This is a genomic window from Sinomonas sp. B1-1 (assembly GCF_050474465.1).
Classification (GTDB): domain Bacteria; phylum Actinomycetota; class Actinomycetes; order Actinomycetales; family Micrococcaceae; genus Sinomonas; species Sinomonas flava.
Genome location: NZ_JBCHVF010000008.1, coordinates 37,391 through 62,625, shown reverse-complemented (window position 1 = coordinate 62,625; position 25,235 = coordinate 37,391). Strand labels below are relative to the sequence as shown.

At 71.6% G+C, this 25,235-nt stretch carries 27 protein-coding genes; 24 read left to right on the top strand and 3 right to left on the bottom strand.

Annotation, left to right across the window (positions count from 1 at the left end):
- The first annotated feature begins 89 nt into the window (after positions 1 to 89).
- The 12 genes from tilS to panC all read left to right on the top strand — a co-directional run bounded on the left by tilS (position 90) and on the right by panC (position 11,076).
- A complete protein-coding gene (gene tilS / locus ACQ5BE_RS12415) occupies positions 90 to 1,175 on the top strand; it encodes a tRNA lysidine(34) synthetase TilS (RefSeq protein WP_430297384.1) in 1,086 nt (361 codons plus the stop codon).
- Positions 1,176 to 1,232: 57 nt separating this feature from the next.
- Positions 1,233 to 1,784, top strand: a complete 552-nt coding sequence (hpt, locus tag ACQ5BE_RS12410) for a hypoxanthine phosphoribosyltransferase (protein ID WP_208711226.1) — start codon at positions 1,233 to 1,235, stop codon at positions 1,782 to 1,784.
- Between the two features lie 208 nt (positions 1,785 to 1,992).
- A complete protein-coding gene (gene ftsH / locus ACQ5BE_RS12405; protein WP_430297296.1) occupies positions 1,993 to 4,029 on the top strand; it encodes an ATP-dependent zinc metalloprotease FtsH in 2,037 nt (678 codons plus the stop codon).
- 44 nt (positions 4,030 to 4,073) lie between these two features.
- Complete coding sequence (folE, locus tag ACQ5BE_RS12400) at positions 4,074 to 4,688, top strand: GTP cyclohydrolase I FolE (RefSeq protein WP_255405456.1); 615 nt, start codon at positions 4,074 to 4,076, stop codon at positions 4,686 to 4,688.
- Between the two features lie 8 nt (positions 4,689 to 4,696).
- On the top strand, positions 4,697 to 5,602 hold the full coding sequence (gene folP / locus ACQ5BE_RS12395) for a dihydropteroate synthase (RefSeq protein WP_430297295.1): 906 nt from the start codon (positions 4,697 to 4,699) through the stop codon (positions 5,600 to 5,602).
- A gap of 20 nt (positions 5,603 to 5,622) precedes the next feature.
- The gene (folB, locus tag ACQ5BE_RS12390; protein ID WP_430297294.1) at positions 5,623 to 6,003 is read left to right on the top strand and encodes a dihydroneopterin aldolase; all 381 of its coding nucleotides are present in this window, start codon (positions 5,623 to 5,625) and stop codon (positions 6,001 to 6,003) included.
- Position 6,004: 1 nt separating this feature from the next.
- Positions 6,005 to 6,532, top strand: coding sequence for a 2-amino-4-hydroxy-6-hydroxymethyldihydropteridine diphosphokinase (gene folK / locus ACQ5BE_RS12385; protein ID WP_430297293.1), 528 nt, complete (start codon positions 6,005 to 6,007; stop codon positions 6,530 to 6,532).
- Entirely contained in the window at positions 6,529 to 7,050 is a 522-nt protein-coding gene (locus ACQ5BE_RS12380; protein WP_430297292.1) for a DUF3180 domain-containing protein, read from the top strand. Before folK ends, ACQ5BE_RS12380 begins: the two co-directional genes overlap by 4 nt.
- Positions 7,043 to 7,597, top strand: coding sequence for a PH domain-containing protein (locus ACQ5BE_RS12375; RefSeq protein WP_430297291.1), 555 nt, complete (start codon positions 7,043 to 7,045; stop codon positions 7,595 to 7,597). Before ACQ5BE_RS12380 ends, ACQ5BE_RS12375 begins: the two co-directional genes overlap by 8 nt.
- Positions 7,598 to 7,601: 4 nt before the next feature.
- Positions 7,602 to 9,137: a PH domain-containing protein gene (locus ACQ5BE_RS12370; RefSeq protein WP_430297290.1), complete on the top strand. Its 1,536-nt coding sequence runs from the start codon at positions 7,602 to 7,604 to the stop codon at positions 9,135 to 9,137.
- Positions 9,134 to 10,114, top strand: coding sequence for a Rossmann-like and DUF2520 domain-containing protein (locus ACQ5BE_RS12365; RefSeq protein WP_430297289.1), 981 nt, complete (start codon positions 9,134 to 9,136; stop codon positions 10,112 to 10,114). The genes ACQ5BE_RS12370 and ACQ5BE_RS12365 overlap by 4 nt, the downstream gene beginning before the upstream one ends.
- The gene (gene panC / locus ACQ5BE_RS12360) at positions 10,114 to 11,076 is read left to right on the top strand and encodes a pantoate--beta-alanine ligase (protein ID WP_430297288.1); all 963 of its coding nucleotides are present in this window, start codon (positions 10,114 to 10,116) and stop codon (positions 11,074 to 11,076) included. The genes ACQ5BE_RS12365 and panC overlap by 1 nt, the downstream gene beginning before the upstream one ends.
- 376 nt (positions 11,077 to 11,452) lie before the next feature.
- Here the strand turns inward: panC and ACQ5BE_RS12355 are convergent, their stop codons facing one another.
- On the bottom strand, positions 11,453 to 12,313 hold the full coding sequence (locus ACQ5BE_RS12355) for an alpha/beta hydrolase (RefSeq protein ID WP_430297287.1): 861 nt from the start codon (positions 12,311 to 12,313) through the stop codon (positions 11,453 to 11,455).
- Between the two features lie 122 nt (positions 12,314 to 12,435).
- Here ACQ5BE_RS12355 and lysS point away from each other — a divergent pair, with 122 nt between their 5' ends.
- The 11 genes from lysS to ACQ5BE_RS12300 all read left to right on the top strand — a co-directional run bounded on the left by lysS (position 12,436) and on the right by ACQ5BE_RS12300 (position 22,756).
- The gene (lysS, locus tag ACQ5BE_RS12350) at positions 12,436 to 13,890 is read left to right on the top strand and encodes a lysine--tRNA ligase (RefSeq protein WP_430297383.1); all 1,455 of its coding nucleotides are present in this window, start codon (positions 12,436 to 12,438) and stop codon (positions 13,888 to 13,890) included.
- Positions 13,890 to 14,036, top strand: a complete 147-nt coding sequence (locus tag ACQ5BE_RS12345; protein WP_208711235.1) for a hypothetical protein — start codon at positions 13,890 to 13,892, stop codon at positions 14,034 to 14,036. The genes lysS and ACQ5BE_RS12345 overlap by 1 nt, the downstream gene beginning before the upstream one ends.
- Before the next feature lie 158 nt (positions 14,037 to 14,194).
- Complete coding sequence (locus ACQ5BE_RS12340) at positions 14,195 to 14,530, top strand: histone-like nucleoid-structuring protein Lsr2 (RefSeq protein WP_208711237.1); 336 nt, start codon at positions 14,195 to 14,197, stop codon at positions 14,528 to 14,530.
- Between the two features lie 291 nt (positions 14,531 to 14,821).
- Positions 14,822 to 17,341 (top strand): ATP-dependent Clp protease ATP-binding subunit, encoded by a 2,520-nt coding sequence (locus ACQ5BE_RS12335; RefSeq protein ID WP_430297286.1) that lies wholly within the window; start codon positions 14,822 to 14,824, stop codon positions 17,339 to 17,341.
- A 183-nt stretch (positions 17,342 to 17,524) separates the two neighbouring features.
- The gene (locus ACQ5BE_RS12330) at positions 17,525 to 18,853 is read left to right on the top strand and encodes an FAD-binding oxidoreductase (RefSeq protein ID WP_430297285.1); all 1,329 of its coding nucleotides are present in this window, start codon (positions 17,525 to 17,527) and stop codon (positions 18,851 to 18,853) included.
- Between the two features lie 95 nt (positions 18,854 to 18,948).
- The gene (locus tag ACQ5BE_RS12325) at positions 18,949 to 19,251 is read left to right on the top strand and encodes a hypothetical protein (RefSeq protein ID WP_430297284.1); all 303 of its coding nucleotides are present in this window, start codon (positions 18,949 to 18,951) and stop codon (positions 19,249 to 19,251) included.
- Between the two features lie 60 nt (positions 19,252 to 19,311).
- Positions 19,312 to 20,313: a dihydroxyacetone kinase subunit DhaK gene (gene dhaK, locus ACQ5BE_RS12320; protein ID WP_430297283.1), complete on the top strand. Its 1,002-nt coding sequence runs from the start codon at positions 19,312 to 19,314 to the stop codon at positions 20,311 to 20,313.
- Positions 20,313 to 20,945, top strand: a complete 633-nt coding sequence (dhaL, locus tag ACQ5BE_RS12315) for a dihydroxyacetone kinase subunit DhaL (RefSeq protein ID WP_430297282.1) — start codon at positions 20,313 to 20,315, stop codon at positions 20,943 to 20,945. The genes dhaK and dhaL overlap by 1 nt, the downstream gene beginning before the upstream one ends.
- Positions 20,942 to 21,616, top strand: a complete 675-nt coding sequence (gene dhaM / locus ACQ5BE_RS12310) for a dihydroxyacetone kinase phosphoryl donor subunit DhaM (protein WP_430297281.1) — start codon at positions 20,942 to 20,944, stop codon at positions 21,614 to 21,616. Before dhaL ends, dhaM begins: the two co-directional genes overlap by 4 nt.
- A gap of 68 nt (positions 21,617 to 21,684) precedes the next feature.
- Positions 21,685 to 22,191, top strand: a complete 507-nt coding sequence (locus ACQ5BE_RS12305) for a GNAT family N-acetyltransferase (RefSeq protein WP_430297280.1) — start codon at positions 21,685 to 21,687, stop codon at positions 22,189 to 22,191.
- Between the two features lie 10 nt (positions 22,192 to 22,201).
- Positions 22,202 to 22,756, top strand: coding sequence for an amino-acid N-acetyltransferase (locus ACQ5BE_RS12300; RefSeq protein WP_430297279.1), 555 nt, complete (start codon positions 22,202 to 22,204; stop codon positions 22,754 to 22,756).
- Between the two features lie 12 nt (positions 22,757 to 22,768).
- On the opposite strand, the gene ACQ5BE_RS12295 is transcribed toward ACQ5BE_RS12300, so the two are convergent.
- Complete coding sequence (locus ACQ5BE_RS12295; protein WP_430297278.1) at positions 22,769 to 23,257, bottom strand: hypothetical protein; 489 nt, start codon at positions 23,255 to 23,257, stop codon at positions 22,769 to 22,771.
- A gap of 116 nt (positions 23,258 to 23,373) precedes the next feature.
- Positions 23,374 to 24,351, bottom strand: a complete 978-nt coding sequence (locus ACQ5BE_RS12290) for an A/G-specific adenine glycosylase (RefSeq protein ID WP_430297382.1) — start codon at positions 24,349 to 24,351, stop codon at positions 23,374 to 23,376.
- A 192-nt stretch (positions 24,352 to 24,543) separates the two neighbouring features.
- On the opposite strand from ACQ5BE_RS12290, the gene ACQ5BE_RS12285 reads away from it, so the two are divergent.
- The gene (locus tag ACQ5BE_RS12285) at positions 24,544 to 25,233 is read left to right on the top strand and encodes a hypothetical protein (RefSeq protein WP_430297277.1); all 690 of its coding nucleotides are present in this window, start codon (positions 24,544 to 24,546) and stop codon (positions 25,231 to 25,233) included.
- The last annotated feature ends 2 nt before the right edge of the window (positions 25,234 to 25,235 follow it).

Sequence of the window (25,235 nt, the reverse complement as noted above, 5' to 3'; positions counted from 1 at the left end):
CCCTCGGTCCGGCCCTCGACCCGGCCCGCGACAGCGCCTCGCCCACCCGGCGCCGCCTCCACCCCGCCGTCGGCGCCGCCCGGAACGCGGTGAAGGCCGCGCTCGCCGAGGCCGGCTGGCCGCGCCGGGTCCTCGTCGGCTGTTCCGGCGGACCGGACTCGCTCGCGCTCGCGGCCGCGGTCGCCCACTTCGCCCGCCGCGGCGGGGTGTCGGGACACCCGCTCGAGGCGGGCGCCGTCGTCGTCGACCACCAGCTGCAGGAGGGCTCGGGGGAGGTCGCGCGCACGACGGCGGGTGTGCTGGGCGAGCTCGGACTCGCGCCGGTGCGGGTGGTCGCCGTGGAGGTCAAGCGCCGGGGCGAGGGGCCCGAGGCCGCTGCGCGCGCTTCGCGGCTCGCCGCCCTCGAGGCCGAGGCGGACGCGTGGGGCGCAGACGCGGTGCTGCTCGGGCACACGCTGGACGACCAGGCGGAGCAGGTGCTCCTCGGGCTCGCACGGGGGTCAGGGCCCCGGGCCCTCGCGGGCATGCGCCGGGTACGAGGGCTGTACGCCCGGCCCTTCCTGACGCTGCGCCGCGCCGACACGCTCGACGTGTGCGTCGCCGAGGGCCTCGAGCCGTGGTTCGACCCGACGAACGAGGACCCGCGGTTCATGCGCTCGCGGGTCCGCACGGCGACGATGCCGTTCCTCGAGGCCGAGCTCGGGCCCGGCGTGGCCGAAGGCCTCGCCCGCACCGCCGCGCTCCTGGCTGCCGACGCGGACTACCTCGACGGCGCGGCCCAGCGGATCTACGCCGCCCTCGCCGAGGTCACCCCCTCTGCCGCCGAGGTCACCCCGTCTGCCGCCGAGGTCACCCCGTCTGCCGCCGAGGTCACCCCTGCCAGCAGGGACATGACCCCCCACCGCGGGGGCGGGCGCGCCGTCGTCCTTCCCGGCCCCCAGCTGCGGGCCCTGCCCCAGGCGCTCCGCAGCCGCGTGATCGCGCTCGCGGTGACCGAGCTGGGAGGCCAGCTCACGTTCGAGCGGCTCGCCGCCGTCGAGCGCCTCCTCGAGCCCCGCGGCTCGGCAGGGCCGGTCGAGGTCCCGGGGCACGTGAGCGCGTTCCGGCAGCCCAGGGGCGGCGCCGGCAAGGGCGCGGGGCACCGCGGGGGGCTAGTCTTGGTATCGCATCGCTGACCCAGCACCGCGTCACGCCCCAGCAGGCAGGCACACGCTCGACCACAGGAGCCGCAGGTGGAATCGACCGACGTCCACGCAGACCTCAAGCACGTCCTCAAGACGAAGGAGGAGATCCAGAACCGCATCGCCGAGCTCGCCGCCGAGATCGACCGCGACTACGACGGCCGGGACCTCCTCATCGTCGGAGTCCTCAAGGGCGCCGTGATGGTCATGGCGGACCTGGCGAGGGCCCTGCACTCGCACGTGACGATGGACTGGATGGCGGTCTCGTCCTACGGTTCCGGCACGCAGTCCTCCGGCGTGGTGCGGATCCTCAAGGACCTCGACACGGACCTCATGGGCAAGCACGTCCTCATCGTCGAGGACATCATCGACTCGGGCCTGACCCTCTCGTGGCTCAAGACCAACCTCGAGTCGCGCGGCACGGCGTCGGTCGAGATCTGCACGGCGTTCCGCAAGCCCGACGCCGCCAAGGTCAGCATCGATGTCAAGTACGTGGGCTTCGACATCCCGAACGAGTTCGTGGTGGGCTACGGCCTCGACTACGCCGAGAAGTACCGCAACCTCGACTTCGTGGGCACGCTCGCGCCCCACGTGTACGAGTAGGTCGCGCAGACCTCGGTCACTCCGATGCCGGTGGGCAGCGGCGCACGACGCCGCGCGGCGCGTTTCGCCGTCAGCGCACCGGTGCGGGGGGAACTTTTGGAGTGAACCGTGCGTGAACGTTTCCGAACGGTGTCATGCTGGTGGCCACAGCCTTCGCGCATGACAGTACCGGTGCACTACAGAAGGGACGGGGTCTAGCCCCGATTTCATGAACGTCAAGAGCTTCGTCAAGGGTCCGGGAATCTGGATCGTTGTGGTCGTCGTCCTGCTCCTGCTGGCCTTCGGAACGCTGGCCCCGGGCGGAAGCACACGCGTCGACACCTCGGTCGGTCTTCAGCTCCTCAAGGACGGCAAGGCCGAGCAGGCCAAGATCTTCAACGGCGAAGAGCGCGTCGACCTCGTCCTGAAGGACGACTATGTGGTCGATGGCCAGGACAAGGGCAAGACCGTCCAGTTCTTCTTCATCACCCAGCGCGGCGACGACGTCATCAAGGCCGTCAACGACGCGAACCTGTCCAAGGGCTACACGGACCAGCCGGTCGAGAACAACTGGTTCGGCTCCGTCCTGTCCCTCCTGATCCCGGTCCTGCTCCTCGGAGCGGTGTTCTGGTTCCTGCTCTCCCGCATGCAGGGGGGCGGCAGCCAAGTGATGAAGTTCGGCAAGTCCCGGGCCAAGATGATCACCAAGGACATGCCGCAGGTGACGTTCACGGATGTCGCCGGTGCTGATGAGGCCGTCGAGGAGCTTCATGAGATCAAGGAGTTCCTCCAGGAGCCGGGCAAGTTCCAGGCGGTGGGCGCCAAGATCCCCAAAGGCGTGCTCCTCTACGGCCCTCCCGGGACGGGCAAGACCCTCCTGGCGCGCGCGGTCGCCGGTGAGGCCGGCGTCCCCTTCTTCTCGATCTCGGGCTCGGACTTCGTCGAGATGTTCGTCGGCGTCGGCGCGTCCCGTGTCCGCGACCTGTTCGAGCAGGCCAAGGCGAACGCCCCGGCCATCGTGTTCGTCGACGAGATCGACGCCGTGGGGCGCCACCGCGGCGCCGGGATCGGCGGCGGCAACGACGAGCGCGAGCAGACCCTGAACCAGCTCCTGGTCGAGATGGACGGCTTCGACGTCAAGACGAACGTCATCCTCATTGCGGCGACGAACCGGCCGGACGTCCTGGACCCGGCGCTCCTGCGCCCGGGCCGCTTCGACCGCCAGATCCCGGTCGAGGCGCCTGACCTGCTGGGCCGCGAGCAGATCCTCTCGGTCCACGCCAAGGGCAAGCCGATGGCGTCCAACGTGGACCTCAGGGCGGTCGCGAAGAAGACCCCCGGCTACACGGGCGCCGACCTCGCGAACGTCCTGAACGAGGCCGCGCTCCTCACAGCGCGCTCGAACGCGCAGCTCATCGACGACCGGGCCCTCGACGAGGCCATCGACCGCGTCATGGCCGGCCCGCAGAAGCGCTCGCGCGTGATGAAGGACCTCGAGCGCAAGATCACGGCGTACCACGAGGGCGGCCACGCCCTCGTCGCGGCGGCGCTGCGCAACTCCGCCCCCGTGACGAAGATCACCATCCTCCCGCGCGGACGTGCCCTCGGCTACACCATGGTGGTCCCCGAGGAGGACAAGTATTCGATCACCCGCAACGAGCTCCTCGACCAGCTCGCCTACGCCATGGGCGGCCGCGTCGCCGAGGAGATCGTGTTCCACGACCCGTCCACGGGTGCCTCGAACGACATCGAGAAGGCCACCTCCACCGCACGGAAGATGGTCACCCAGTACGGCATGAGCGAGCGCGTCGGCGCCGTGAAGCTCGGCCAGGGCGGCGGCGAGCCGTTCCTCGGGCGGGATGCGGCCCACGAGCGGAACTACTCCGACCAGGTCGCGTACATCGTGGACGAGGAGGTGCGCCGGCTCATGGACCAGGCGCACGACGAGGCGTACGACATCCTCACCGACAACCGCGATGTCCTGGACCGCCTCGCCCTGGCCCTCCTCGAGCACGAGACGCTCAACCAGAAGGAGATCGCGGAGATCTTCACGGACGTGCGCAAGCGCGACTTCCGCGAGGTGTGGCTCTCCAAGGAGTCCCGCCCGGTTCAGAACATCCCGCCGGTCGAGACCGAGGCCGAGCGCAAGGCGCGCGAGGCCCAGGAGGAGGCGGCGAACGCCAGGCGCGAGGAGCCCCTCGACGTCGGCCAGGCCCACCACCCCCATGGCGAGCAGGAGTTCGCTCCCGGCAGCGAGGGCGTGTGACGGCCGTCGCCTCGCCATTTCGCCCGCACCGCTAGGATCGATCCGTGACCCACATTGACGACGACGACGTTTTCGAGCTGCCTGCGGAAGTCCAGGACGTGGACCTGCCCCGCATCGAGGCGGCCGTGCGGGAGATCCTGCTCGCCGTCGGGGAGGACCCGGACCGCAGCGGGCTGAAGGACACCCCGAAGCGGGTCGCGAAGGCCTACGCCGAGACGTTCGCTGGCCTCCACATGGACCCCGAGGACGTCCTGGGGGTCACGTTCGACCTCGACCACGAGGAGCTCGTGCTCGTGAAGGACATCCCGTTCTACTCGACGTGCGAGCACCACCTCGTGCCGTTCCACGGTGTCGCCCACGTGGGCTACATCCCCTCCCATGACGGACGCGTGACCGGACTGAGCAAGCTCGCGCGCCTCGTCGACATCTACGCGCGCCGGCCCCAGGTCCAGGAGCGGCTCACGACCCAGGTGGCGGACGCGATCGTCCACCACCTCAAGCCCCGCGGCGTGATCGTCGTGATCTCGTGCGAGCACATGTGCATGTCGATGCGCGGCGTGCGCAAGCCGGGGGCCCACACCGTCACGAGCGCCGTCCGCGGCCAACTGCACGACCCAGCTACCCGCGCCGAAGCCATGAGCCTCATTCTCGGAAGGTGAGTACGACGATGGACTCTCTCGCAGCAGCGCCCGGAACCGGGCCCAATACCTCCCCCCTTCCCGTGCTGCGCCAGGCGCGCGCCCGGGCCACGTTCGCGGGTCTCCCCAGCGACCGCACGGTCGTCATGGGGATCCTCAACGTCACCCCCGACTCGTTCAGCGACGGCGGGGACTACGCCACCGCCGACACCGCCATCGCCGCCGGGCTGCGCATGTACTACGCGGGCGCGGACATCATCGATGTCGGCGGCGAGTCGACGCGCCCCGGCGCGGACGAGGTCCCCGAGGACCTCGAGCAGGAGCGCGTCCTGCCCGTGGTCGCGGCGCTCGCGAAGGCCGGCGCCCTCGTGTCGGTGGACACGCGCCGCGCCGCCACCGCAGCCAAGGCGATCGAGGCCGGCGCGGCGATCATCAACGACGTGTCGGGGCTGGCCCTCACCGATGAGATGATCTCGCTCGTCGCCGAGACCGGCGTGCACTATGTCCTCATGCACAGCCGTGGCGACTCCAAGAGCATGGACGGACTGGCCGCCTACGGCAACGTGGTCGAGGAGGTCCTCGCGGAGACGAGGGCGCTGCGCGACCGTCTGCTCGCAGGCGGGGTCAAGGATGAGCAGATCATCGTGGACCCGGGCCTGGGCTTCTCCAAGAACGGCGAACAGAACTGGGAGCTCGTGAAGCACATCGATCGCTTCACCGAGCTTGGCCACCCCGTGCTCGTGGCGGCCTCCCGCAAGCGCTTCATCGGCGAGCTGCTCACCACGGCGGGGAAGGCCGCGCCGCCCAAGCTGCGGGACGCCGGCACCGCTGCGATCACCGTCCTCTCCGCGGCGGCGGGGGCGTGGGGCGTGCGCGTGCACGACGTCGCGGCGAACCTCGACGCCGTCAAGGTCGCCGCCCGGGCGAAGGCCTAGGCAGAGTGGACGGAGGGCCGGTGGCCGGCAGCGTGCGCGTTCGCCCGGACCTGATCACGCTCACGGGCGTGACGGCGACCGGATACCACGGCGTGCTCGACTTCGAGCGGCGCGACGGGCAGCCGTTCGTCGTCGACGCCGTCCTGCACACGGACTTCAGCGCGGCGGCCGGCAGCGACGAGCTCGCCCGGACCACGAGCTACGCCGAGGTTGCCGAGCGGATCGTCGCCGTCGTCGAGGGCGAGCCGGTGGACCTCATCGAGACGCTCGCGGTGCGGCTCGCCGAAACCATCCTCGACGAGTTCCCGGTCGACGCCGTCGAACTCACTGTGCACAAGCCGCAGGCCCCCATCGGGGTGCCCTTCGGCGACGTGTCCGTCACCGTCTTCCGGGAGCGTTGACATGGCTGGGGAGCGGCACGAATGGGTCCGGTCCGTCCTGGCCCTCGGCAGCAATCTCGGTGCACGGGCAGAGACGCTCGCGGAGGCTGTCGCGGACCTCGTCGACCGGCCTGAGGTGCGGCTCGTGGATGTCTCGCCGGTGGTCCAGACGAAGCCCGTCGGCGGACCGGAGGGCCAGCCGGACTTCCTCAACATGGTCATGATCGTCGAGACGAGCCTGGGCCCGTACGAGCTGCTCGAGCACTGCCACGCCGTCGAGGCCAAGCACCACCGCACCCGCGAGGTCCACTGGGGCCCGCGCACCCTGGATGTCGACATCATCACGTACGGGGACGTCAGGCTGGACGACCCCGAGCTGACCATCCCGCACCCCCGGGCCGGCGAGCGGGCGTTCGTGCTCTTCCCCTGGGTCACGATCGAGCCCACGGCGATCCTCGACGGGCACCCGATCGTCGAGCTGCTCGAGGACTGCGCCGACGCGGAGGGCGTGGAGGGCTTCGACGTGCTCACGGACCAGGAGACGACATGACTCCCCTCAAGCCGTGGGTGCTCAGCATCGTCGTCGTGTTCGCCGGGATCGTGGGGCTCGCGGTCAACGCCTATGCGCAGCGCGCCTCCATGCCGACTCCCGTGCTCCCCCTCAGCGCACTGGCCTCGATGGGGGTCATCGCCGTCGTGACGCTCGTGCTGGGATTCCGCGTGCTGCGGTGGCGGACGGGGCACCGCAGGCGGATGCTCGACCCGATCTTCGCCGCCCGCACCCTCGTCCTCGGCCATGCCTGCGCGTACGCGGGCGCCGTCCTGCTGGGCTGGCACGCGGGCGTGATCGCGGACCAGATCCCGATCCTGACCTCCCGCTCGGACAATCCCATCGTCCTGCAGGCCCTCGGGATGATGGCCGGCGGCGTCGTGATGGTCACCATCGGCTTCATCGTCGAGCGGTTCTGCCGCATCCCGCCCGAGGACGGCGACGACGCGGAGGGCACCTCCGGCGGAGACATCGCGGGCGGCGGCCGTGCCCCGGACGCGGAGGGTGGTCTTGCCTGACCCTTCCGGCCCAGAGGCGTCCTGGCCCGCTGGGCGGCGGCGCGCCCTCGATCCCGACGGGATCGAGTGGAGGCGGCTCGACCCGAAGTACCTGACGCTCCGGCTCGCCGGAGCCGCGATCTCCGCGATCGTCTGGACCGCCCTCGCCTGCGCGCCCCTCGCGGCCGGCGCACTGGGCCTGTTCACGCCTCCGGTCTGGCTCGCCGTCGGGCTTCCGGCGGCGGTCGCGGCGGGGGCCCTGGCCAACCTGGCGCTCGTTCCCCGGAGGGTCCGCGCCATGGGGTACGCCGAGCGGGAGGACGACCTGCTCATCCGCCACGGGCTCCTCGTCCGCCGCGTCGTCGTCGTGCCGTACGGGCGGATGCAGTACGTGGACGTCTCGGTGGGCCCGATCGAGGGCGCCCTCGGGCTCGCGACCGTGAAGCTCCATACCGCGGCCCCCGCTGGGCAGTCGACCGTTCCCATCCCCGGCCTGCCCGACGCCGAGGCGGCGCGGCTCCGGGAGCAGCTGAGCGCGCGCGGCGAGGCGCGCCTGGCAGGACTCTGACCCGATGGGAACCCAGCAGATCCCGGGATCCGCGCACGACGGCGAGTGGCGCCGCGTGCACCCCCTCTCGCCGTGGGTGCGCGGCTGGATCCTCGTCGCGGCGCTGTTCGTGGCCGTCGGGAGGGACTGGTTCGAGGCGCTCCTGTCCGGCGGCGTGAACCGCGGATGGTGGAGCGGGGTCCCCGTGCCGGTCCTCGCCGCGGTGGGGATCGGCGTGGTCGTGCTCGTGGCTGCCGGCTTCATGTTCTCCTGGTGGACCACTCGGTTCGCCGTCGACGCGACCACGGTGCGGCTCCGCACCGGCATCGTGTTCCGCCAGCTCCGGCAGGCCCGGCTCGACCGCGTGCAGGCGGTGGACCTCGCCCAGCCGCTCCTCGCGCGCCTGTTCGGGCTCGCCGAGCTGCGCTTCGAGGTCGCTGACGCGGGGGAGAGCGCGCTGCGGCTCTCGTTCCTCCCGGTGGCCGAGGCTGAGGCGCTCCGGGCCCAGATCCTCGCGGCCGCCGCGGCAGCGCGCGCCGCTGAGCAGCTCCGCGCCGCTGAGCAGCTTCCGCGCGCCGCGGCGCCCCGTCCCGGGGCGCGCCGCGAGGCCGAGCGGGTGGCGCCCGGGGCTCCGGCTGACCCGGGCGAGGCGCTCGTCGCCGCGGTCCCGGTGGCGCGGATCCTGGCCTCGACCCTGCTGACCCCCTTCGTCATGGTGGCCGGCCTGGCAGCGGCAGCCTCGGTCGCCCTCCAGGTCGTCACCGGAGTCGCCGCGCTCGGCGTCGCCCTCGTGCCGGCCTTCCTCGCCGCGGCGGCGACCGCGTGGGGGAGGATCAACCGGACCTGGAACTTCCGCGTCCTCGCCGCCGGGGAGGGCCTCCGCCTCCGCTACGGACTCCTCGAGACCCGCACGCAGACCGTCCCCGCGGGGCGGATCCAGGCGGTCGGGATCCGCCAGCCGTTTCTCTGGCGCCCCTTCGGGTGGTGGGCCCTGCACGTCAACGTGGCCGGCTACGGGCAGTCCTCGGGGCAGGAGGAAGCGAAGTCCACCGTCCTGCCCGCCGGGACGCTCGAGGACGTCTTCCGTGTCCTCGGCCTCGTCTTCCCCGACCCGGGCACGGGCCCCGGCTCCGCCCGCGGCGTCGTCCAGGCCGGAATGACCGGGACGGGCGACGACGGGGGCTTCGCCTCCTCGCCGCGGTCGGCGCGCTGGGTCGACCCGCTCGGGTGGCGCCGCACGGGATTCCTCGCAACCGGGACGGCCGTCCTGTGCCGCCATGGTGCGTTCGCGCGCACGCTCTCGATCGTCCCGCACGGACGCACCCAGTCGGTCGCCCTCACGCAGGGGCCGCTCGAACGGCGGTTCGGCCTCGCCGACGTCGAGCTGCACTCGACGCCCGGACCCGTCCGGCCTGCCGTCCGCCATCTCGCAGTGGCTGACGCCGAGCGGCTCTTCGGCGAGCTGGCCGCCCGGGCCGCGGCAGCGCGCCGTCGTGCGCCCGGGGCCGCGCCACCCGCCCGCCAACACCCGCCGGTCCGAGCCGAAGGAGACACACCATGAGCACCCCCAGCGACCTCCCCGGTGCCCGGAGCCGCCGGCCCGGACGGCTCGGGATCGGGGTGATCGGGGCAGGCAGGGTCGGCGCAGTGCTGGGCGCGGCGCTGCGCGCGGCCGAGCACGCCGTCGTGGGCGTCTCCGCGGTGTCGGAGGCGAGCCGCGAGCGCGCCGAGCTGCTCCTGCCCGGCGTGCCCGTGCTCGAGATCCCGCAGATCCTCGAGCGGTCGGAGCTCGTCCTGCTCGCGGTGCCCGACGACGCGCTGGGGCCGCTCGTCGAGGGGCTCGCGAAGCTCGGGGCGTGGCAGCCGGGGCAGCTCGTGGCGCACACGTCGGGGCGGCACGGGGTGGGCATCCTCGCGCCCGTCCGGGCCGCCGGCGCGATTCCGCTCGCGATCCACCCGGCGATGACGTTCACGGGCATGTCGCTGGACCTCGGCAGGCTCGCCGACTGCTGCTTCGGCGTGACTGCGGATCCGGCGATGCTTCCGGTCGCGCAGGCCCTCGTCGTCGAGATGGGCGGGGAGCCGGTGGTGGTCGCGGAGGGGGACCGCGTGGCGTACCACGCGGCCCTCGCGCACGGGTCCAACCACCTCGTGACGATCGCATCCCAGGCGGCGGAGATCCTGGGCAGGATCGGGATCGAGAACCCCTCGGCCGTGCTGGGGCCGCTGCTGCGGGCGTCGCTGGACAACGCGCTCTCGGTCGGCGAGACGGCGCTCACCGGGCCCGTCGCGCGCGGCGACGTCGGCACGGTCGCCGCGCACGTGGAGGCCCTGGCCGAGCTCGGGGCCGCCCCCGGAGGAGTGGGCTCCGCCGATATCCTTGACGCGTACCGGGCCATGGCCCGTGCGACGGCCGTGCGGGCCGACCGCCGCGGGATGCTGCCGGCGGGCAGGCGCGCGGAGCTCGAACGGGCCCTCGGGGGAGCCCAGACCGGCTCGGACGCCGACCCCGACGCCGCCCCAGGAGAGGACCGCTGATGCCCAGCCAGCCCATCGAGATCGTGCACACCCGCGGCGACCTGCAGGCCGCGATCTCGCGCCATCTCGCCGGGACGCGGCGCCGCTCACTGGAGGTCGGCGCCGAGAACGTCCGGGTCCGCGGGTCTGCCGGGACCCCCTCGCTCGGGCTCGTGCCCACCATGGGCGCGCTCCATGCCGGCCACCGGGCGCTCGCCGAGGCCGCCGCGGCGGGCAACGACGTCGTCGTCGCCAGCGTCTTCGTGAACCCCCTGCAGTTCGGCGACGCGGCCGACCTCGAACGCTACCCGCGCACGCTCGAGGCCGATGCGGCGCTGCTGGAGGAGGCCGGCGTCGACATCGTCTTCGCGCCGTCCGTCGAGGAGATGTACCCCGGCGGCGAGCCGGAGGTGCGCGTCACGGCCGGTCCGCTCGCGGCCAAGTGGGAGGGCGCGTCCCGGCCGGGGCACTTCGACGGCGTGTGCACGGTGGTCTCGAAGCTGTTCCACCTCGCGATGCCGGGCGGGTTCGACGGCGGCCGGGTCGCCTACCGCGCCTACTTCGGCCAGAAGGACGCCCAACAGGTCGCAGTGGTGCGGCGCATGGTGAAGGACCTCGACTTCCCCGTCGAGGTCGTCGCCGTGCCCATCGTGCGCGACGCCGACGGGCTGGCCCTCTCGAGCCGGAACCGCTTCCTGTCAGGCCAGGAGCGCGACGCCGCCCTCGTCCTCTCGCGGTCGCTGCGGCTCCTCGAGGCGCGGGCCTGGGCGCACGAGCCGCTCAACCCGGACGACGCCGAGGAGCTCATCCGCTCCCAGCCGCTCGTGGAGCTCGACTACCTCGACGTCGTCGACACGGACACGCTCGAGCCGCTCGCCTTCAACTGCCGGGAGACGCCGTTCACGGGGGAGGCGCTCGCGATTGTCGCGGCGAAGGTCGGCCCGGTCCGGCTGATCGACAACATGCCGCTCCGCGCGCGCTGACCCCGCCCCGCCGGCGCCCACCCCCGCGCCACCCCTCGCCCATCCCCCGTTTCGGGTACAGATAATCCGCTCCCTGGCCGTTTCGGGTACAGATAATGCGCTCCCAAGCAGTTTCGGGTACGGGTAGCGCCCGGCCGATTGACCGGAAGGTCAGTCGTCGCCGCGTGCCCGATCGCCGGGGAGGACCGCACATGCGTCACGACGGCTTCCTGCCTCCCGCCGGAGAGCTGCGTCCTGGCGAGGTCGCAGCGCGAGGCACCGACCGGCGTCGTGCGTTCCACCTCGCGGAGTTTGGTGTACCCGGAAAGGGGAGGGGCGCGTTTTGGCGTACCCGGAAAGGGGAGGGGCGCGTTTTGGCGTACCCGAAACGGGGGGGTCAGCTGGCGAAGAAGTCCGCGAGACGGTCGACCAGCGCCTTCGCCGGCCGGGTCGGCGCATCGTGCGCGAGCTTGGGCAGGACGTCGAAGTCGGAGGCCGGCAGGACGCCGTCGAGCTTCTGGGCGGCGTCGGCGAAGTACTCGGGGCTCGCCCCACCGGCGAGGATCAGGGTCTCGAGCGGGAGCTCGTCGAAGCCCTTCGCCTCGGCATCGGCGGCGACGACCGCGCGGATCTCCGCCGGGCCGGTCGGGAGCAGCCGCGAGAGCTCCTTCCCGATCGGCATGCGGCTGCCGATCCGGTTGAGGACCGTCAGGACGGGAAGCGGCAGCTTCGAGACCGGACCGGCGGTCTGGAGGCCGCGGAGCAGCACGGCGAGTGCCTTCTCCTCGTCACCCGCGGCGAGGGAATCCTCGAACTCGCGCAGCCAGGGGGCCTTGATGCTGCCCTCGAAGGAGATGATCGGGTCGTACACCGCGAGTCGGCCGATCTCGAGCTCCCGCCCGGCGTGCAGTGCGATGCACCCGCCGTAGTTGTGCCCGAACACCGCCTCGGTCTGCGTGCGCTCGAGCACGCTGGCCAGGTCCGCGATCTCCGTGCTCAGCGAGTAGTCGGCAGGCTGCGGCGACGACCCGCCCCGGCCGCGCCGGTTGTACACGTGGACCGGGGCATGGAGGGCCTCGGCGAGGCGGAGAGCGAGCTCCTTGTACAGCTCCGCCGTCACCATGGATCCGTGCACGACGACGACACCTCCCGCCGCGGCCTTCTCCTGTTCCGAGGCCCTGCCGAGAGCGGTGAAGAGCTCGAGGACGGCCCCGTCCTCGCTGGTGACGGTCGACGTGGAGAGCTGCGTGGCGGCCATGCACCGAGCCTAGCGGGAATCCCCGAGTCCCGAGCCGCAGGGACGAGAAACTAGAATTGTCTTCCGTGACCGCAGAGAACCCCTCCCTCCCCGCCGCAGAGCCCGCCGACGCCAGCGAACAGATGCACATCCGCCGGGACAAGCGGGAGAAGCTTCTCGCCAATGGCGAACAGCCGTATCCGGTGGTCCTGCCGCGCACGCATTCGCTGGCGGAGGTCCGCGAGAAGTACCCCGAGCTCGAGCCGGACACGGCCACGGGGGAGAAGGTCGGCGTCGCCGGACGCGTGGTGTTCATCCGCAACACGGGCAAGCTGTGCTTCGCGACGCTCCAGGAAGGCGACGGCACGCGTCTCCAGGCCATGCTGTCCCTCGCGAACGTGGGCGAGCAGCGCCTCGCCGACTGGAAGGCGCTCGTTGACCTCGGCGACCACGTGTTCGTCACCGGAGAGGTCATCTCGTCGCGCCGCGGTGAGCTCTCGGTCATGGTCGACTCGTGGCAGATGGCGTCCAAGGCGCTCCGGCCGCTCCCGACCCTGCATGCGGGGCTCAACGAGGAGACGCGGGTCCGCCAGCGCTACGTGGACCTCCTCGTGCGCGAGGAGGCCCGGCAGATGGTCTACACGCGCTCCAAGATCACCAAGAGCATCCGCGACACCCTCGACGCGCGCGGGTACGTCGAGGTCGAGACGCCCATGCTGAACCTCGTCCACGGCGGCGCGACCGCGCGCCCCTTCGCCACGCACCTGAACGCGTTCGACCAGCACATGACGCTGCGCATCGCCACCGAGCTGTACCTCAAGAGGGCGGTGGTCGGCGGGATCGAGCGTGTCTACGAGATCGGCCGCGTGTTCCGCAACGAGGGCGTCGATTCGACCCACAGCCCCGAGTTCACCACGCTCGAGTGCTACGAGGCGTACGCCGACCAGTTCACCATGGCCGAGCGCATGAAGGAGATCATCCTCAACGTCGCCGATGTGGTGGGCACCCGCCAGATCGAGACGCCCGCGGGCACGATCGACCTCGACGGCGAATGGCGCTGGCTCGGCGTCTATCCCGGACTGTCCGAGGCCGTCGGCGAGGAGATCACGCCCGACACCCCGCTCGAGCGCCTCCTCGAGATCGGCGAGAAGCACGGCGTCAAGACCGACGCCCTTTGGACCCAGGAGAAGGCCGTCATCGAGCTGTTCGGCGAGATCGTCGAACCCACGCTCCTCAATCCGACCTTCGTCTACGACTATCCGCCGTCGGCCCAGCCCCTCGCGCGCCCGCACCGGGAGGACCCGCGCCTCATCGAGGCATGGGACCTCATCATCGGCGGCATGGAGCGCGGCACGGCGTTCTCCGAGCTGATCGACCCCGTCATCCAGCGGGAGCGGCTCACGGAGCAGTCCCGCCTCGCGGCGGAGGGCGACGACGAGGCCATGGCCCTGGACGAGGACTTCCTCCGGGCGCTCGAATACGGTGCCCCGCCTATGGGCGGCATCGGCCTCGGCGTGGACCGCCTCGTCATGCTGTTCACGCAGGCGGGCATCCGCGAAACGATCCTCTTCCCGCTCCTCAAGCCGGAGGCCAACTGATGGAATACGTGCTCGTCCTTCTCCCGTCCGTGGTAGTGGGCCTCATTTTCTGGTTCGCCATGCGCGCCATCTTCAATGCGGACAAGTCCGAGCGCGAGGCGCTCGCGCGCGCGGAGCGCGAGTCTGGAGAACACCCCACGAATTGATGCCTTATTCACAGGTGGCGCACGTGCTTTTGACGTGCGCCATTTGTGCCTTCATACTGATATCGCTCGGCATGACCCCGTCATATCGACGCGGTGGGCCGATTGCTTGAACTCCCCATTGCCTCGCCCCCAGCGATGACAGAGAAGAGAGCTTAGATATGGCACAGAAGGTCCAGATTATTCTTGAGGACGACATCGACGGAGGGAAGGCCGACGAGACCGTCCGCTTCAGCCTCGACGGGTCGAACTACGAGATCGATCTTTCCTCGGCGAATGCCGAGAAGCTCCGCAAGGCCCTTGCGGAGTTCATTTCCGCGGGCCGCAAGGCAAGTGTCCGGGGCGCCGCAGCCCCGAAGGCCCGCGCAACGTCCTCCTCGCGCAATTCGGATTCCGCGAAGATCCGCCAGTGGGCCCGAGACAATGGCTACAACGTGAATGCCCGCGGCCGGATCCAGGCCGAGATCCAGGAGGCGTACCACAAGGCGAATGCCTGATCAGCCTCAATTGGCTAAATCTCCGTCCATGGGGGGCCGGGGAAGGGAAATCCCGATGCGCATGCCGCACCGGGATTTCTCGTTTTTCCGAAGCGTATTTCCGCCGCTCTCCGGCGCGCACGACGGCGGGCGGCTGCGTCCGGGCGCGCCGGCCACCCGCCGTCGGACTCGCCAGGCGGGGCGACGGCGCCGGTTCACCCTGTGGCGAACAGCCCTCTGCGTGTGGGCACCCGGCACGTAGCATCGAGATACGCAAGTGACGCACCCAAGCTAAACCGGGGAGTTCGAGCAATGTTCGAGAGATTCACAGACCGCGCCCGCCGCGTGGTGGTGCTGGCCCAAGAAGAGGCCCGCATGCTCAACCACAACTACATCGGGACCGAGCACATCCTCCTCGGGCTGATCCACGAGGGCGAAGGGGTCGCGGCCAAGGCTCTCGAATCCCTGAGCATCTCGCTGGACGGCGTCCGCGAGCAGGTGCAGGAGATCATCGGCCAGGGCCAGCAGGCCCCGTCCGGCCACATCCCCTTCACGCCTCGCGCCAAGAAGGTCCTTGAGCTCTCGCTCCGCGAGGCGCTACAGCTCGGCCACAACTACATCGGCACGGAGCACATCCTCCTCGGCCTCATCCGTGAGGGCGAGGGTGTGGCGGCCCAGGTGCTGGTCAAGCTCGGCGCGGACCTCAACCGGGTCCGCCAGCAGGTCATCCAGCTGCTGTCGGGCTACCAGGGCAAGGAGACCACTTCCGCCGGCGCCGGCTCCGGCCAGCCCGAGGGCACGCCTGCGGGCTCCGTCGTGCTGGACCAGTTCGGGCGCAACCTCACGCAGGCCGCGCGCGAGAACAAGCTCGACCCGGTGATCGGGCGCGAGCACGAGATGGAACGCGTCATGCAGGTCCTCTCGCGCCGCACCAAGAACAATCCGGTCCTCATCGGCGAGCCAGGCGTCGGCAAGACCGCCGTCGTCGAGGGCCTCGCCCAGGCCATCGTGCGCGGGGACGTCCCGGAGACCATCAAGGACAAGCAGCTGTACACGCTTGACCTCGGCTCCCTCGTGGCCGGCTCCCGTTACCGCGGCGACTTCGAGGAACGCCTCAAGAAGGTCCTCAAGGAGATCCGCACCCGCGGCGACATCATCCTGTTCATCGACGAGATCCACACCCTCGTCGGTGCGGGTGCCGCCGAGGGCGCGATCGACGCCGCGAGCATCCTCAAGCCGATGCTGGCCCGCGGCGAGCTGCAGACCATCGGTGCCACCACGCTCGACGAGTACCGCAAGCACATCGAGAAGGACGCCGCCCTCGAGCGCCGCTTCCAGCCGATCCAGGTCTCCGAGCCGACGGTCGCTCTCGCGATCGAGATCCTCAAGGGCCTGCGCGACCGGTACGAGGCGCACCACCGCGTGACCATCACGGACGGCGCCCTCGCCGCCGCGGCGAACCTTGCCGAGCGCTACATCTCGGACCGGTTCCTCCCGGACAAGGCCATCGACCTCATCGACGAGGCGGGCGCGCGCCTGCGCATCCGCCGGATGACGGCACCGCCGGAGCTCAAGGAGCTCGACGAGCGCATCGCCGCCCTCAAGCTCGAGAAGGAGTCCGCGATCGACGCGCAGGACTTCGAGGGCGCCGCCTCGCTGCGCGACAAGGAGCAGAAGCTCATCGCGGAGCGCGCCGAGCGCGAGCGTGCCTGGAAGTCCGGCGACATGGATGGCGTGGCCGAGGTGGACGAGGACCTGATCGCCGAGGTGCTCGCCAACTCGACCGGCATCCCGGTGTTCAAGCTGACCGAGGAGGAGTCCAGCCGCCTGCTCCACATGGAGGACGAGCTGCACAAGCGGGTCGTCGGCCAGGACGACGCGATCAAGGCGCTCTCCCGCTCGATCCGCCGCACCCGTGCCGGCCTCAAGGACCCGAAGCGTCCGGGTGGGTCGTTCATCTTCGCCGGCCCGACCGGCGTGGGCAAGACCGAGCTCGCCAAGGCACTCGCCGAGTTCCTCTTCGGCGAGGAGGACGCGCTCATCACGCTGGACATGTCCGAGTTCTCCGAGAAGCACACGGTCTCGCGGCTCTTCGGTGCACCTCCCGGGTACGTGGGGTACGAGGAGGGCGGACAGCTCACCGAGAAGGTCCGCCGTCGCCCGTTCTCCGTGGTGCTGTTCGATGAGGTGGAGAAGGCCCACGCGGACCTGTTCAACTCGCTCCTGCAGATCCTCGAGGACGGCCGCCTCACGGACTCCCAGGGCCGTGTGGTGGACTTCAAGAACACCGTGATCATCATGACCACGAACCTCGGCACCCGGGACATCTCCAAGGGCGTCATGACGGGCTTCCAGTCCGGCACCGACACCAAGACCGGGTACGAGCGCATGAAGTCGCGCGTGACCGAGGAGCTCAAGCAGCACTTCCGCCCCGAGTTCCTCAACCGCGTCGATGACATCGTGGTGTTCCCGCAGCTGACGCAGGAGCAGATCATCGAGATCGTCGACCTGATGATCGCCCGCCTCGAGCAGCGCCTCAAGGACAAGGACATGGGCATCGAGCTCACCCAGGCCGCCAAGGTCCTGCTCGCCACCCGCGGGTACGACCCGACGATGGGTGCCCGTCCGCTGCGCCGCACGATCCAGTCCGAGATCGAGGACCAGCTGTCGGAGAAGATCCTCTTCGGGGACCTCTCCGCGGGCGACATCGTGGTCATCGACGCCGAGGGCGAGGGCGACGAGGCGAAGTTCACCTTCACCGGCATGCCCCGTCCGCAGGTCCCCGAGGTCGTGACCCTCGCCAAGGGCAGCGGCAAGGAGCTGGGCGCGTAACGCCCGTCCACAGCCACAGCCACAGCGCACGACGGCGGCCCCCCACCTTCCGAGGTGGGGGGCCGTTGCGCTGTGGCGTAGCTGCATCGGCGGGTTAATCCAATCGCTAGACAAAATCCCTAACTGAGCGTAGTGTCTCTCTTGGTCTCAACGTGATCCGTTCCACACCCAGAGAGAAACACCATGACCGTCCAGACTGAATTCATCACCCTCGAGGACCTCGTGCGCGGCGAGGTTTTCGACCCGAGCGACCCGGGCTACGCGGCTGAGGCTGCCGCGTTCAACGCCGCCGTCGCTCACTGCCCCGACGTCGTCGTCGCGGCCCGCGACGCCGCCGACGTCGTCGCGACCGTCCGCTGGGCCTCGCTGAACTCCGTGCCGCTCCACGTCCAGGCGACTGGCCACGGCGCCGAACGCGCCATGAGGGGCGGGGTCCTCCTGAGCACCAAGCGCCTGCGCTCGGTGGCGATCGACCCCCATGCGCGGACCGCGACCGTCGGCGCCGGCACCCGGTGGCGCGAGGTCATCGACGCGGCCGCGCAGCATGGCCTCGCCCCCCTGAACGGCTCCAGCTCGGACGTCGGCGTGGTCGGGTACACGCTCGGCGGCGGCCTGCCCGTCCTCGGCCGCACGTTCGGCTTCGCCGCCGACTCGGTCGTGAGCTTCGAGATCGTCACGATGGACGGCGATGCCCGCACCGTCAGCCGCACCCGCGAGCCGGAGCTCTTCGATCTCGTCGCCGGCGGCGGCCACGGCCTCGTCGTCGTCACCGCGGTGACCTTCCGCCTCTACAGGGTCGCGCAAGTCTACGGCGGGGCGCTCGTCTTCGACGGCGCGCATTCCGCGTCCGTCCTGCGTGCCTTCGCGGCGTGGTCGCGCACACTCAAGGATGCCTCCAACACGGCGATCCGGTTCCTGCGCGCCCCCGATGCGCCGGACGTTCCGCGCGAGCTCGCCGGGAAGCTCACGGTCCACGTCAGCTTCGCCCACGTGGGTCCCGGCGGCGAGAAGGCCCTCGCTCCGATGCGGGCCGCCGCTCCCGTCCTCCTGGATGCGGTGGGCGTGCTGCCGTACACCGAGATCGACCGCGTCTACTCGGATCCCGAGACGCCGATGCCGTTCCTCAGCGGAGGCACAGGGATCGTGGACCTGACGGAGGCGGCCATCGAGGCCGTGCTCGCTGCCGTCGGCCCGGACGCCGCCACGGTCCTGCCCCTGGTGGAGTTCCGGCTGCTCGGCGGTGCGATGGCGTCCGACGCCGGCCGGGCCGTCTCCGCGCACGGACTCGCCTATGCGGTGCATGCGGTGGGCGTCCTCGCGCCGCCGATCGCCGACCTGGTCCCCGCCGCGCTCAAGGGCCTCCTCGCGGCCCTGCGCCCCTTCGGCAACGGCCGCGGCCCGCGGAACTTCCTCGGCGGCGAGGACCCCTCGGCGGCGTACAGCGAGAAGGTCAACGCCGTCGTCGCGGTGGCGCGCGAGGAGCTCGACCCCCAGGGCCTCCTGCGTCCCTGAGGTACCGTGCCCGGGCCGCGCCGGCTTTGTTTCCCCCACCGCCCACAGGGCAATCACTCCCCCGACAGCTCGATGGAGACGATGGAAGGGAAGCCATGAACACTGTGACCCCCGAGAACCCGGACGAGTCCCAGAAGGATGCCGAGCGCGGACCCGGCGGATACGGCGTCCCCACCCCCGAGCAGGAGATGGGCCAGGGCGCCGGCGAGCCGCAGGGCGGCGGGCAGCAGGGCGGCGGGCAGCAAGGCGCCGGCCAGCAGGCCGGCGACCAGCAGGCTGGCGACGAGCCGACGTCGGGGTCCGGACAGCGAGCCGACGCCGATGAGCTCGCGGGGGAGCAGCGCGACCCGGTCACGGGCGAGGACCTCAAGCCCGGCGGGGCGGAGAGCAGCGCATAGCCCTGCGGTAGGCTCCAAGCACGACCCGTGCAAGCGTGGGACACCGTGCAAAGGAGCGGCATGAAGAAGCTCATCAATGACCCGCGGGCGGTGGTGGACGAGTCGGTGGAGGGCTTCGGGCTCGCGCACGCCGACCTGGTCCGCGTCCACTCCGACCCGCTCTTCGTCAGCCGCGCGGGCGGTGCCGTCCCGGGCAAGGTCGGCCTCGTGTCCGGCGGCGGCAGCGGGCATGAGCCCCTCCATTCCGGATACGTTGGGAGGGGAATGCTCGACGCCGCCGTCCCCGGCGCCGTCTTCACCTCGCCCACTCCGGACGCGATCATCCCTGCGACGCAGGCAGCGGACGGAGGGGCCGGCGTCGTGCTTGTCGTGAAGAACTACACGGGCGACGTGCTCAACTTCGAGACGGCCGCCGAGATGTGCCAGGCCGAGGGTCTCGACGTGCGCACGGTCCTCGTGGACGACGACGTCGCCGTCGAGGACTCCCTCTACACCGCCGGGCGGCGCGGCGTGGCCGGGACGGTGCTCGTGGAGAAGATCGCCGGCGCGGCCGCCGAGCGCGGAGACCGCCTGGACGAGGTCGAGGCGATCGGGCGGAAGGTCGTCGCGAACGTCCGCTCGATGGGCCTCGCGCTCACGCCCTGCACCGTCCCGCACGCCGGGAAGACGAGCTTCGATCTTGGTGAGGATGAGATCGAGATCGGGATCGGCATCCACGGCGAGCCAGGGCGGCGCCGCGTGGGCCTCGAGCCCGCCGACGCCCTGACCGAGCACCTCCTCACGCCTGTCATGGAGGACCTCGGGCTCGCCGAGGGGGAGAGGGTCCTGCTCTTCGTCAACGGCATGGGCGGCACGCCGCTCTCGGAGCTCTACATCGTGTACCGCGTGGCGGCCCGGATCCTGGCAGACCGTGGCGCCTTGGTCGAAAGGAGCCTGGTGGGGAACTACACGACCTCGCTCGAGATGCAGGGGTGCTCTGTCACCGTGCTCCGGCTCGACGACGAGCTCACCGCGCTCTGGGACGCCCCCGTGCACACCCCGGCACTGCGGTGGGGCGCGTGATGGCGGCCCTCGACACCGCGTGGGCCGAACGCTGGCTGCGGGAGAGCGCCCGCGTCATCGCGGAGCAGCGGGAGGAGCTCATCGACCTCGACCGCGCGATCGGCGACGGCGACCATGGCGAGAACATGGACCGCGGCTTCGCGGCGATCGTGGCGAAGTTGGACGAGGAGCCGCCCGCATCCCTCGCCGGAGCCCTCAAGATGGCCGCCATGATGCTCATGAGCAAGGTCGGCGGCGCCGCGGGCCCGCTGTACGGCACGGCGTTCCTGCGGGCCTCGACCGCGATCGGCGATGCCGAGGCGCTGGACGGCCCTGCGGTCGCGCGGATGCTGGCCGCAGGACGCGACGGGATCGTGGCCCGCGGCAAGGCCGAGCCGGGGGACAAGACGATGGTGGATGCGTGGACGCCCGCCGTGGACGCCGCCGCCGGCGGGGCAGACGGACACGCAGCGCTCGGTGCCGCGGCCGACGCTGCCGAGGCCGGCGCGCAGGCCACCAAGCCGCTCGTGGCCCGCAAGGGCCGGGCGAGCTACCTGGGGCAGCGGAGCGCGGGCCACCTCGATCCCGGCGCGGTGTCCACGGCTCTCATCCTGCGCGCCGCCGTCACCGCCACCGCGGAGGCGGACGCGTGACCCCCGTCGGACTGCTCATCGTCTCGCACAGCGCGCGCCTCGCTGAAGGCGTCGTGGAGGTCGCCGCCCAGATGGGGTCCGGCGTTCCGCTCGTCGCGGCGGGCGGGACGGACGACGGCGGCGTGGGAACCTCCTTCGAGAAGGTCATGGAGGGCATCGGGGCAGCGGACCAGGGCGAGGGGGTCGTGGTGCTCGCCGACCTCGGGTCCGCCGTCATGACGGCTGAGTCAGTGCTCGAGTTCCTCGAGGACTCCCAGCGCCAGCGGGTCCGGATTGCCGACGCGGCCCTCGTCGAAGGAGCCGTCGCCGCCGCGGTCGCGGCCGCGGCGGGAGCCGGGCTGGAGGGCGTCGTGCGCGCCGCCGAGGAAGCCGTCCCGGGCGCCGAGGCCGAGGAGCCGCCCGAGCTCCGGGAGCCCACAGAGTCCGCGGTCCTGACCCTCGTGAACCCCATGGGGCTGCACGCGCGGCCGGCGGCCGTGCTCGCGGGCAGGCTCTCGGCCTTCGACGTCCAGGTGACCGTCAACGGCGTCGACGGCCAGTCCGTCATGGCGCTCATGGGCCTGGGTGCGGGGAAGGACAGCCAGCTCGTGGTGGAGACCTCGGGCCCGGACGCGCTGAAGGCACTCAACTTCGTGCGCGCTCAGGTCGAGGCCGGCTTCGGCGAGCTCTGAAGGTCACCTTCTGGAGGTCACGTCCTGAAGGTCACCTCCTGGGGGTCACCTCCCGCTACGCTGGGCCCATGAGCGGCAGCCGGCCACACGCCGTCGTGCGCCGGGCGGGTCCGGCGGACGCAGAGGCGCTCGCGCGGCTCCTCGACGCCTTCAACCGGGAATTCGGGGAGCCGAGCCCAGGCGTCGCGGTCCTGGCCCAGCGGCTCTCCATGATGCTGGCCGGCCCCGCCGCCGTGGCGCTCGTCGTCGGGGACCCTGCGGTCGGCGTCGCCCTCCTGAGCTTCCGCGCCACGGTGTGGTCGGACGGGCCGACGGCCCTCCTCGAGGAGCTGTACGTGGTTCCCGGGCGGCGCAACGGCGGACTCGGCGGTGCCCTGCTCGAGGCCGCCGAGGCAGCGGCGCGGGACCGCGGGGCGGAACTGCTGGAGATCAACGTCGACGGCGAGGATGCCGATGCGCGGCGCTTCTACGAGCGCCACGGCTACGTGAGCGGCAACCCAGGCCAGTCGGAGCCGCAGTTCTACTACTCGCGGGAGCTGGGCCGCCAGCCCCCCGGCCCCGAGGCGCGCCACTAGGATTGAGCGCATGACCCCCGAGACCTCCGCCGACCCCGCCGCGCCTCCCTTCACCCTGCGCCGGGCCCGAACGAGCGACGTCGCCGCGATCAAGCGCCTCGTCGCGCCGCTGGCGGAGCAGCGGATCCTCATCTCGAAGGAGTCGGTCGCCTACTACGAGGCCATCCAGGAGTTCCGTGTCGCGGAGGGCCCGGACGGGGAGCTCGTCGGCTGCGGCGCGCTCCACGTCATGTGGGAGGACCTGGCCGAGATCCGCACCCTTGCCGCCGCGGACACGTGGCGCGGGCACGGGGTCGGGCATGCGCTCGTCGAGCAGCTGCTCCAGGAGGCGCGCGACGTCGGCGTGCAGCGGGTCTTCTGCCTCACCTTCGAGGTGGGGTTCTTCGAGCGGCACGGTTTCGAGGTCATGGCCGACCAGTCCGGTGTGGACCCCGAGGTGTACTCCGAGCTCCTGCGCTCCCACGACGAGGGCGTCGCCGAGTTCCTGGACCTTGCCCGGGTCAAGCCAAACACCCTCGGGAACACCCGGATGATCCGGTGGCTCCACGGGCGGGCGCGCGAGTAGCCGACCCCGGGCCTACCCCGCCCGCAGCCCCTGCGGGTCGAGGGTGGCGGATGCGGTGGTGGGGCCTCCGCAGTCCCTGCCGTAGGGATAGGTGGTCTTCGGTGTGAGGCGGACGCTGCTCGTGCCGATCGGGAGCCCCCCGGCGTCCGTTCCGTTCGCGGTGACGTCGAGAGGATGATCGTTGATGGCGGCCTCGATGGCGACCTCAGTGCTGCCGTCCGCCGTGCGCAGCGACCGGGCGCGCAGTGCGCCCGGCGTTGCGGGCGGCAGGGAGTCCGGGCTGGTCCCCGTGAGCGCGCCGTCGAGCGCCACGGACCGGCAGGCTCCGTCCTGGCAGAGCTCGACGCTGAGGGCGCGGAGGCTCTCCGCCCGCTCCGGCGTGACGCGCAGGGTGACGGTCGAGACATAGCCGACCGCGGGACAGGCCGTGGGCCCGCACCCGGTCAGGCCTGCACCCGCCACGGCAGTGCCAAGCACCATCAGGGATGCGCGGGCGTCCATGGCCTGAGCCTAGATGCCCCAGAGGCGGTGGGCGGACATATCTGCACAACTCGCGCACGGATCGGCCCGGAATGCAGGCTGGCGGCCTCCGGGTGATGTCAATATGCTCGCCGCCTTCACGGCAGCCGCAGCACCCCGTCGGCGTCCACAGCGAGGCCGTCAGCGAGGAGCCCGGCCAGCGCGCGCTCGCGCTGCTCAGGCCCGGCCTGCAGGGCCTTGAGTCGCGCCACGGCGGGGCCCACGCGGTCGGCAGCGCTGTCCGAGACCGTTGCCAGCGCGCTGTCATCGAGCAGCGCGCGCGGCACTCCGTGCTCGGCGGCGCGGAGCACGGCCATGATCGCGCCGCGCACCTGCCGGTCGGTACCGTGCCAGGCCTGGCCCCGGGGCGTGTAGGTGGGCGGCGGCTCTCCCGCGGCCAGCCAGGCGCAGTCCGCGGCGACCGGGCATTCCGAGCACCGCGGCGAGCGCGCCGTGCACACGAGGGCGCCGAGCTCCATCGCCGCTGCGTTCCACACCACGGACTCCGCCCGGCCCTCTGGCAGGAGCGCGGCGGCTCGGCGCTGCTCGGCCGCCGTGAGCGACGGGGCCGGGAGCGCCTCCCCGCCAACGAGCCGGGCGTGGACGCGCCGGATGTTCGTGTCCACCACCGTCGCTCGGGCGCCGAACGCGAACGCCGCAACGGCCGCGGCCGTGTACGTGCCGACGCCCGGCAGTGCGAGGAGGCCTTCCTCGGTGGTGGGCAGCTCGCCGTCGTGCTCCCGTGCGATGACCGCCGCCGCGGCATGGAGCCTCAGCGCCCGCCGCGGATACCCCAGCCGGCCCCAGGCGCGCACGGCTTCGCCGGCGGGTTCGGCAGCGAGGTCCGACGGGTGCGGCCATCGCCGCATCCACTCCTCCCACACCGGCAGGACCCGCACCACGGGGGTCTGCTGCAGCATGATCTCGCTCACGAGGACGCCCCACGGGGTCCGGTCGGCGGCGCGCCACGGCAGGTCACGGGCCTCACGCGCGAACCACGCGGCCAGCGCCGCGTGCAGGTCTGTGAGCCGCGCAGGCGGCGAGGCGGCCGACGCACGACGGCGGGGAGCGGCGATCGCGGTCACGGGCACCTTTCTGGGGGTCACGTTCTGGGGGTCACCTTCTGGGGGTCACTCGAGGTGACCCCCAGAAGGTGACCCCCAGACGGTTCGGGTCTGCCCACTCTAGCGGGCCGGCGAGGTTGCCCGGACCCCCGGCCGCGGCGTGCCGGTGCGGTCCGCCCGGCCCGCGGATCCTAGCCTAGAAGCATGGCAGGAAAGGGTGCGGGCGGAGCAGGCTCGAAGGGGTCGTCGGGACGAGCAGTCAGGACGTCCGGACCCCGGCGGCAGAGCCCGGAGGTGTACCGCAGGCGCCGGATCGCCGTCGTGGTCCTCATGGCGCTCATCCTCGGCGTCCTGGGCGTCGGCGTCGCCGCGGCGGTCGTGGCCGTCGGCTCCAACGCCGCCGGCGAGGCGGCCACCACCGCCGCCGCAGGGCCCGAGGCGACGCCGTCGGGCGACCCGTCCACCCCGTCCGCAGCGCCGACAGAGACCGCAAGCGCCACCCCGACTCCCAGCTGCGATCCCCACCTGATCACGGTCGCCGCGTCGACGGACAAGGCCGTGTACGGCCCGTCGGAGAAGCCCCTCTTCACGCTCAAGGTCACCAACGGGAACACGATCCCCTGCGAGGTCAACGTCGGGACCAAGCAGATGGAGTTCCTCGTGGTCAGCGGCGTGGACCGGATCTTCTCCTCGAAGGACTGCCAGGCCACCGCGGAGGACCTGCCCAAGACCATCGCCGCCGGCGCCGCCGAGACCGCGAACTTCCCGTGGTCCCGGGTGCGCAGCATCGAGGGGTGCAAGGCCGCCAGCGTCCAGCCGAAGCCCGGGATCTACGTCCTGACCGCGTCGCTCGGCGCGACCACCAGCTCCAAGGCGGTCTTCGAGCTCAAGTAGGG

Excerpts from the sequence above, each read along its gene's own strand:
- folP (WP_430297295.1), top strand. The coding sequence starts at position 4,697 with ATGGACTCTCTCGCAGCAGCGCCCGGAACCGGGCCCAATACCTCCCCC.
- lysS (WP_430297383.1), top strand. The coding sequence starts at position 12,436 with ATGCACATCCGCCGGGACAAGCGGGAGAAGCTTCTCGCCAATGGCGAA.
- ACQ5BE_RS12380 (WP_430297292.1), top strand. The coding sequence starts at position 6,529 with ATGACTCCCCTCAAGCCGTGGGTGCTCAGCATCGTCGTCGTGTTCGCC.
- ACQ5BE_RS12330 (WP_430297285.1), top strand. The coding sequence starts at position 17,525 with ATGACCGTCCAGACTGAATTCATCACCCTCGAGGACCTCGTGCGCGGC.
- ACQ5BE_RS12370 (WP_430297290.1), top strand. The coding sequence starts at position 7,602 with ATGGGAACCCAGCAGATCCCGGGATCCGCGCACGACGGCGAGTGGCGC.
- ACQ5BE_RS12295 (WP_430297278.1), bottom strand. The coding sequence starts at position 23,257 with ATGGACGCCCGCGCATCCCTGATGGTGCTTGGCACTGCCGTGGCGGGT.
- ACQ5BE_RS12365 (WP_430297289.1), top strand. The coding sequence starts at position 9,134 with ATGAGCACCCCCAGCGACCTCCCCGGTGCCCGGAGCCGCCGGCCCGGA.
- panC (WP_430297288.1), top strand. The coding sequence starts at position 10,114 with ATGCCCAGCCAGCCCATCGAGATCGTGCACACCCGCGGCGACCTGCAG.
- dhaL (WP_430297282.1), top strand. The coding sequence starts at position 20,313 with ATGGCGGCCCTCGACACCGCGTGGGCCGAACGCTGGCTGCGGGAGAGC.
- ACQ5BE_RS12300 (WP_430297279.1), top strand. The coding sequence starts at position 22,202 with ATGACCCCCGAGACCTCCGCCGACCCCGCCGCGCCTCCCTTCACCCTG.
- ACQ5BE_RS12325 (WP_430297284.1), top strand. The coding sequence starts at position 18,949 with ATGAACACTGTGACCCCCGAGAACCCGGACGAGTCCCAGAAGGATGCC.
- ACQ5BE_RS12340 (WP_208711237.1), top strand. The coding sequence starts at position 14,195 with ATGGCACAGAAGGTCCAGATTATTCTTGAGGACGACATCGACGGAGGG.
- ACQ5BE_RS12345 (WP_208711235.1), top strand. The coding sequence starts at position 13,890 with ATGGAATACGTGCTCGTCCTTCTCCCGTCCGTGGTAGTGGGCCTCATT.
- folK (WP_430297293.1), top strand. The coding sequence starts at position 6,005 with ATGGCTGGGGAGCGGCACGAATGGGTCCGGTCCGTCCTGGCCCTCGGC.
- ACQ5BE_RS12355 (WP_430297287.1), bottom strand. The coding sequence starts at position 12,313 with ATGGCCGCCACGCAGCTCTCCACGTCGACCGTCACCAGCGAGGACGGG.
- ftsH (WP_430297296.1), top strand. The coding sequence starts at position 1,993 with ATGAACGTCAAGAGCTTCGTCAAGGGTCCGGGAATCTGGATCGTTGTG.
- ACQ5BE_RS12285 (WP_430297277.1), top strand. The coding sequence starts at position 24,544 with ATGGCAGGAAAGGGTGCGGGCGGAGCAGGCTCGAAGGGGTCGTCGGGA.
- ACQ5BE_RS12305 (WP_430297280.1), top strand. The coding sequence starts at position 21,685 with ATGAGCGGCAGCCGGCCACACGCCGTCGTGCGCCGGGCGGGTCCGGCG.
- dhaK (WP_430297283.1), top strand. The coding sequence starts at position 19,312 with ATGAAGAAGCTCATCAATGACCCGCGGGCGGTGGTGGACGAGTCGGTG.
- ACQ5BE_RS12335 (WP_430297286.1), top strand. The coding sequence starts at position 14,822 with ATGTTCGAGAGATTCACAGACCGCGCCCGCCGCGTGGTGGTGCTGGCC.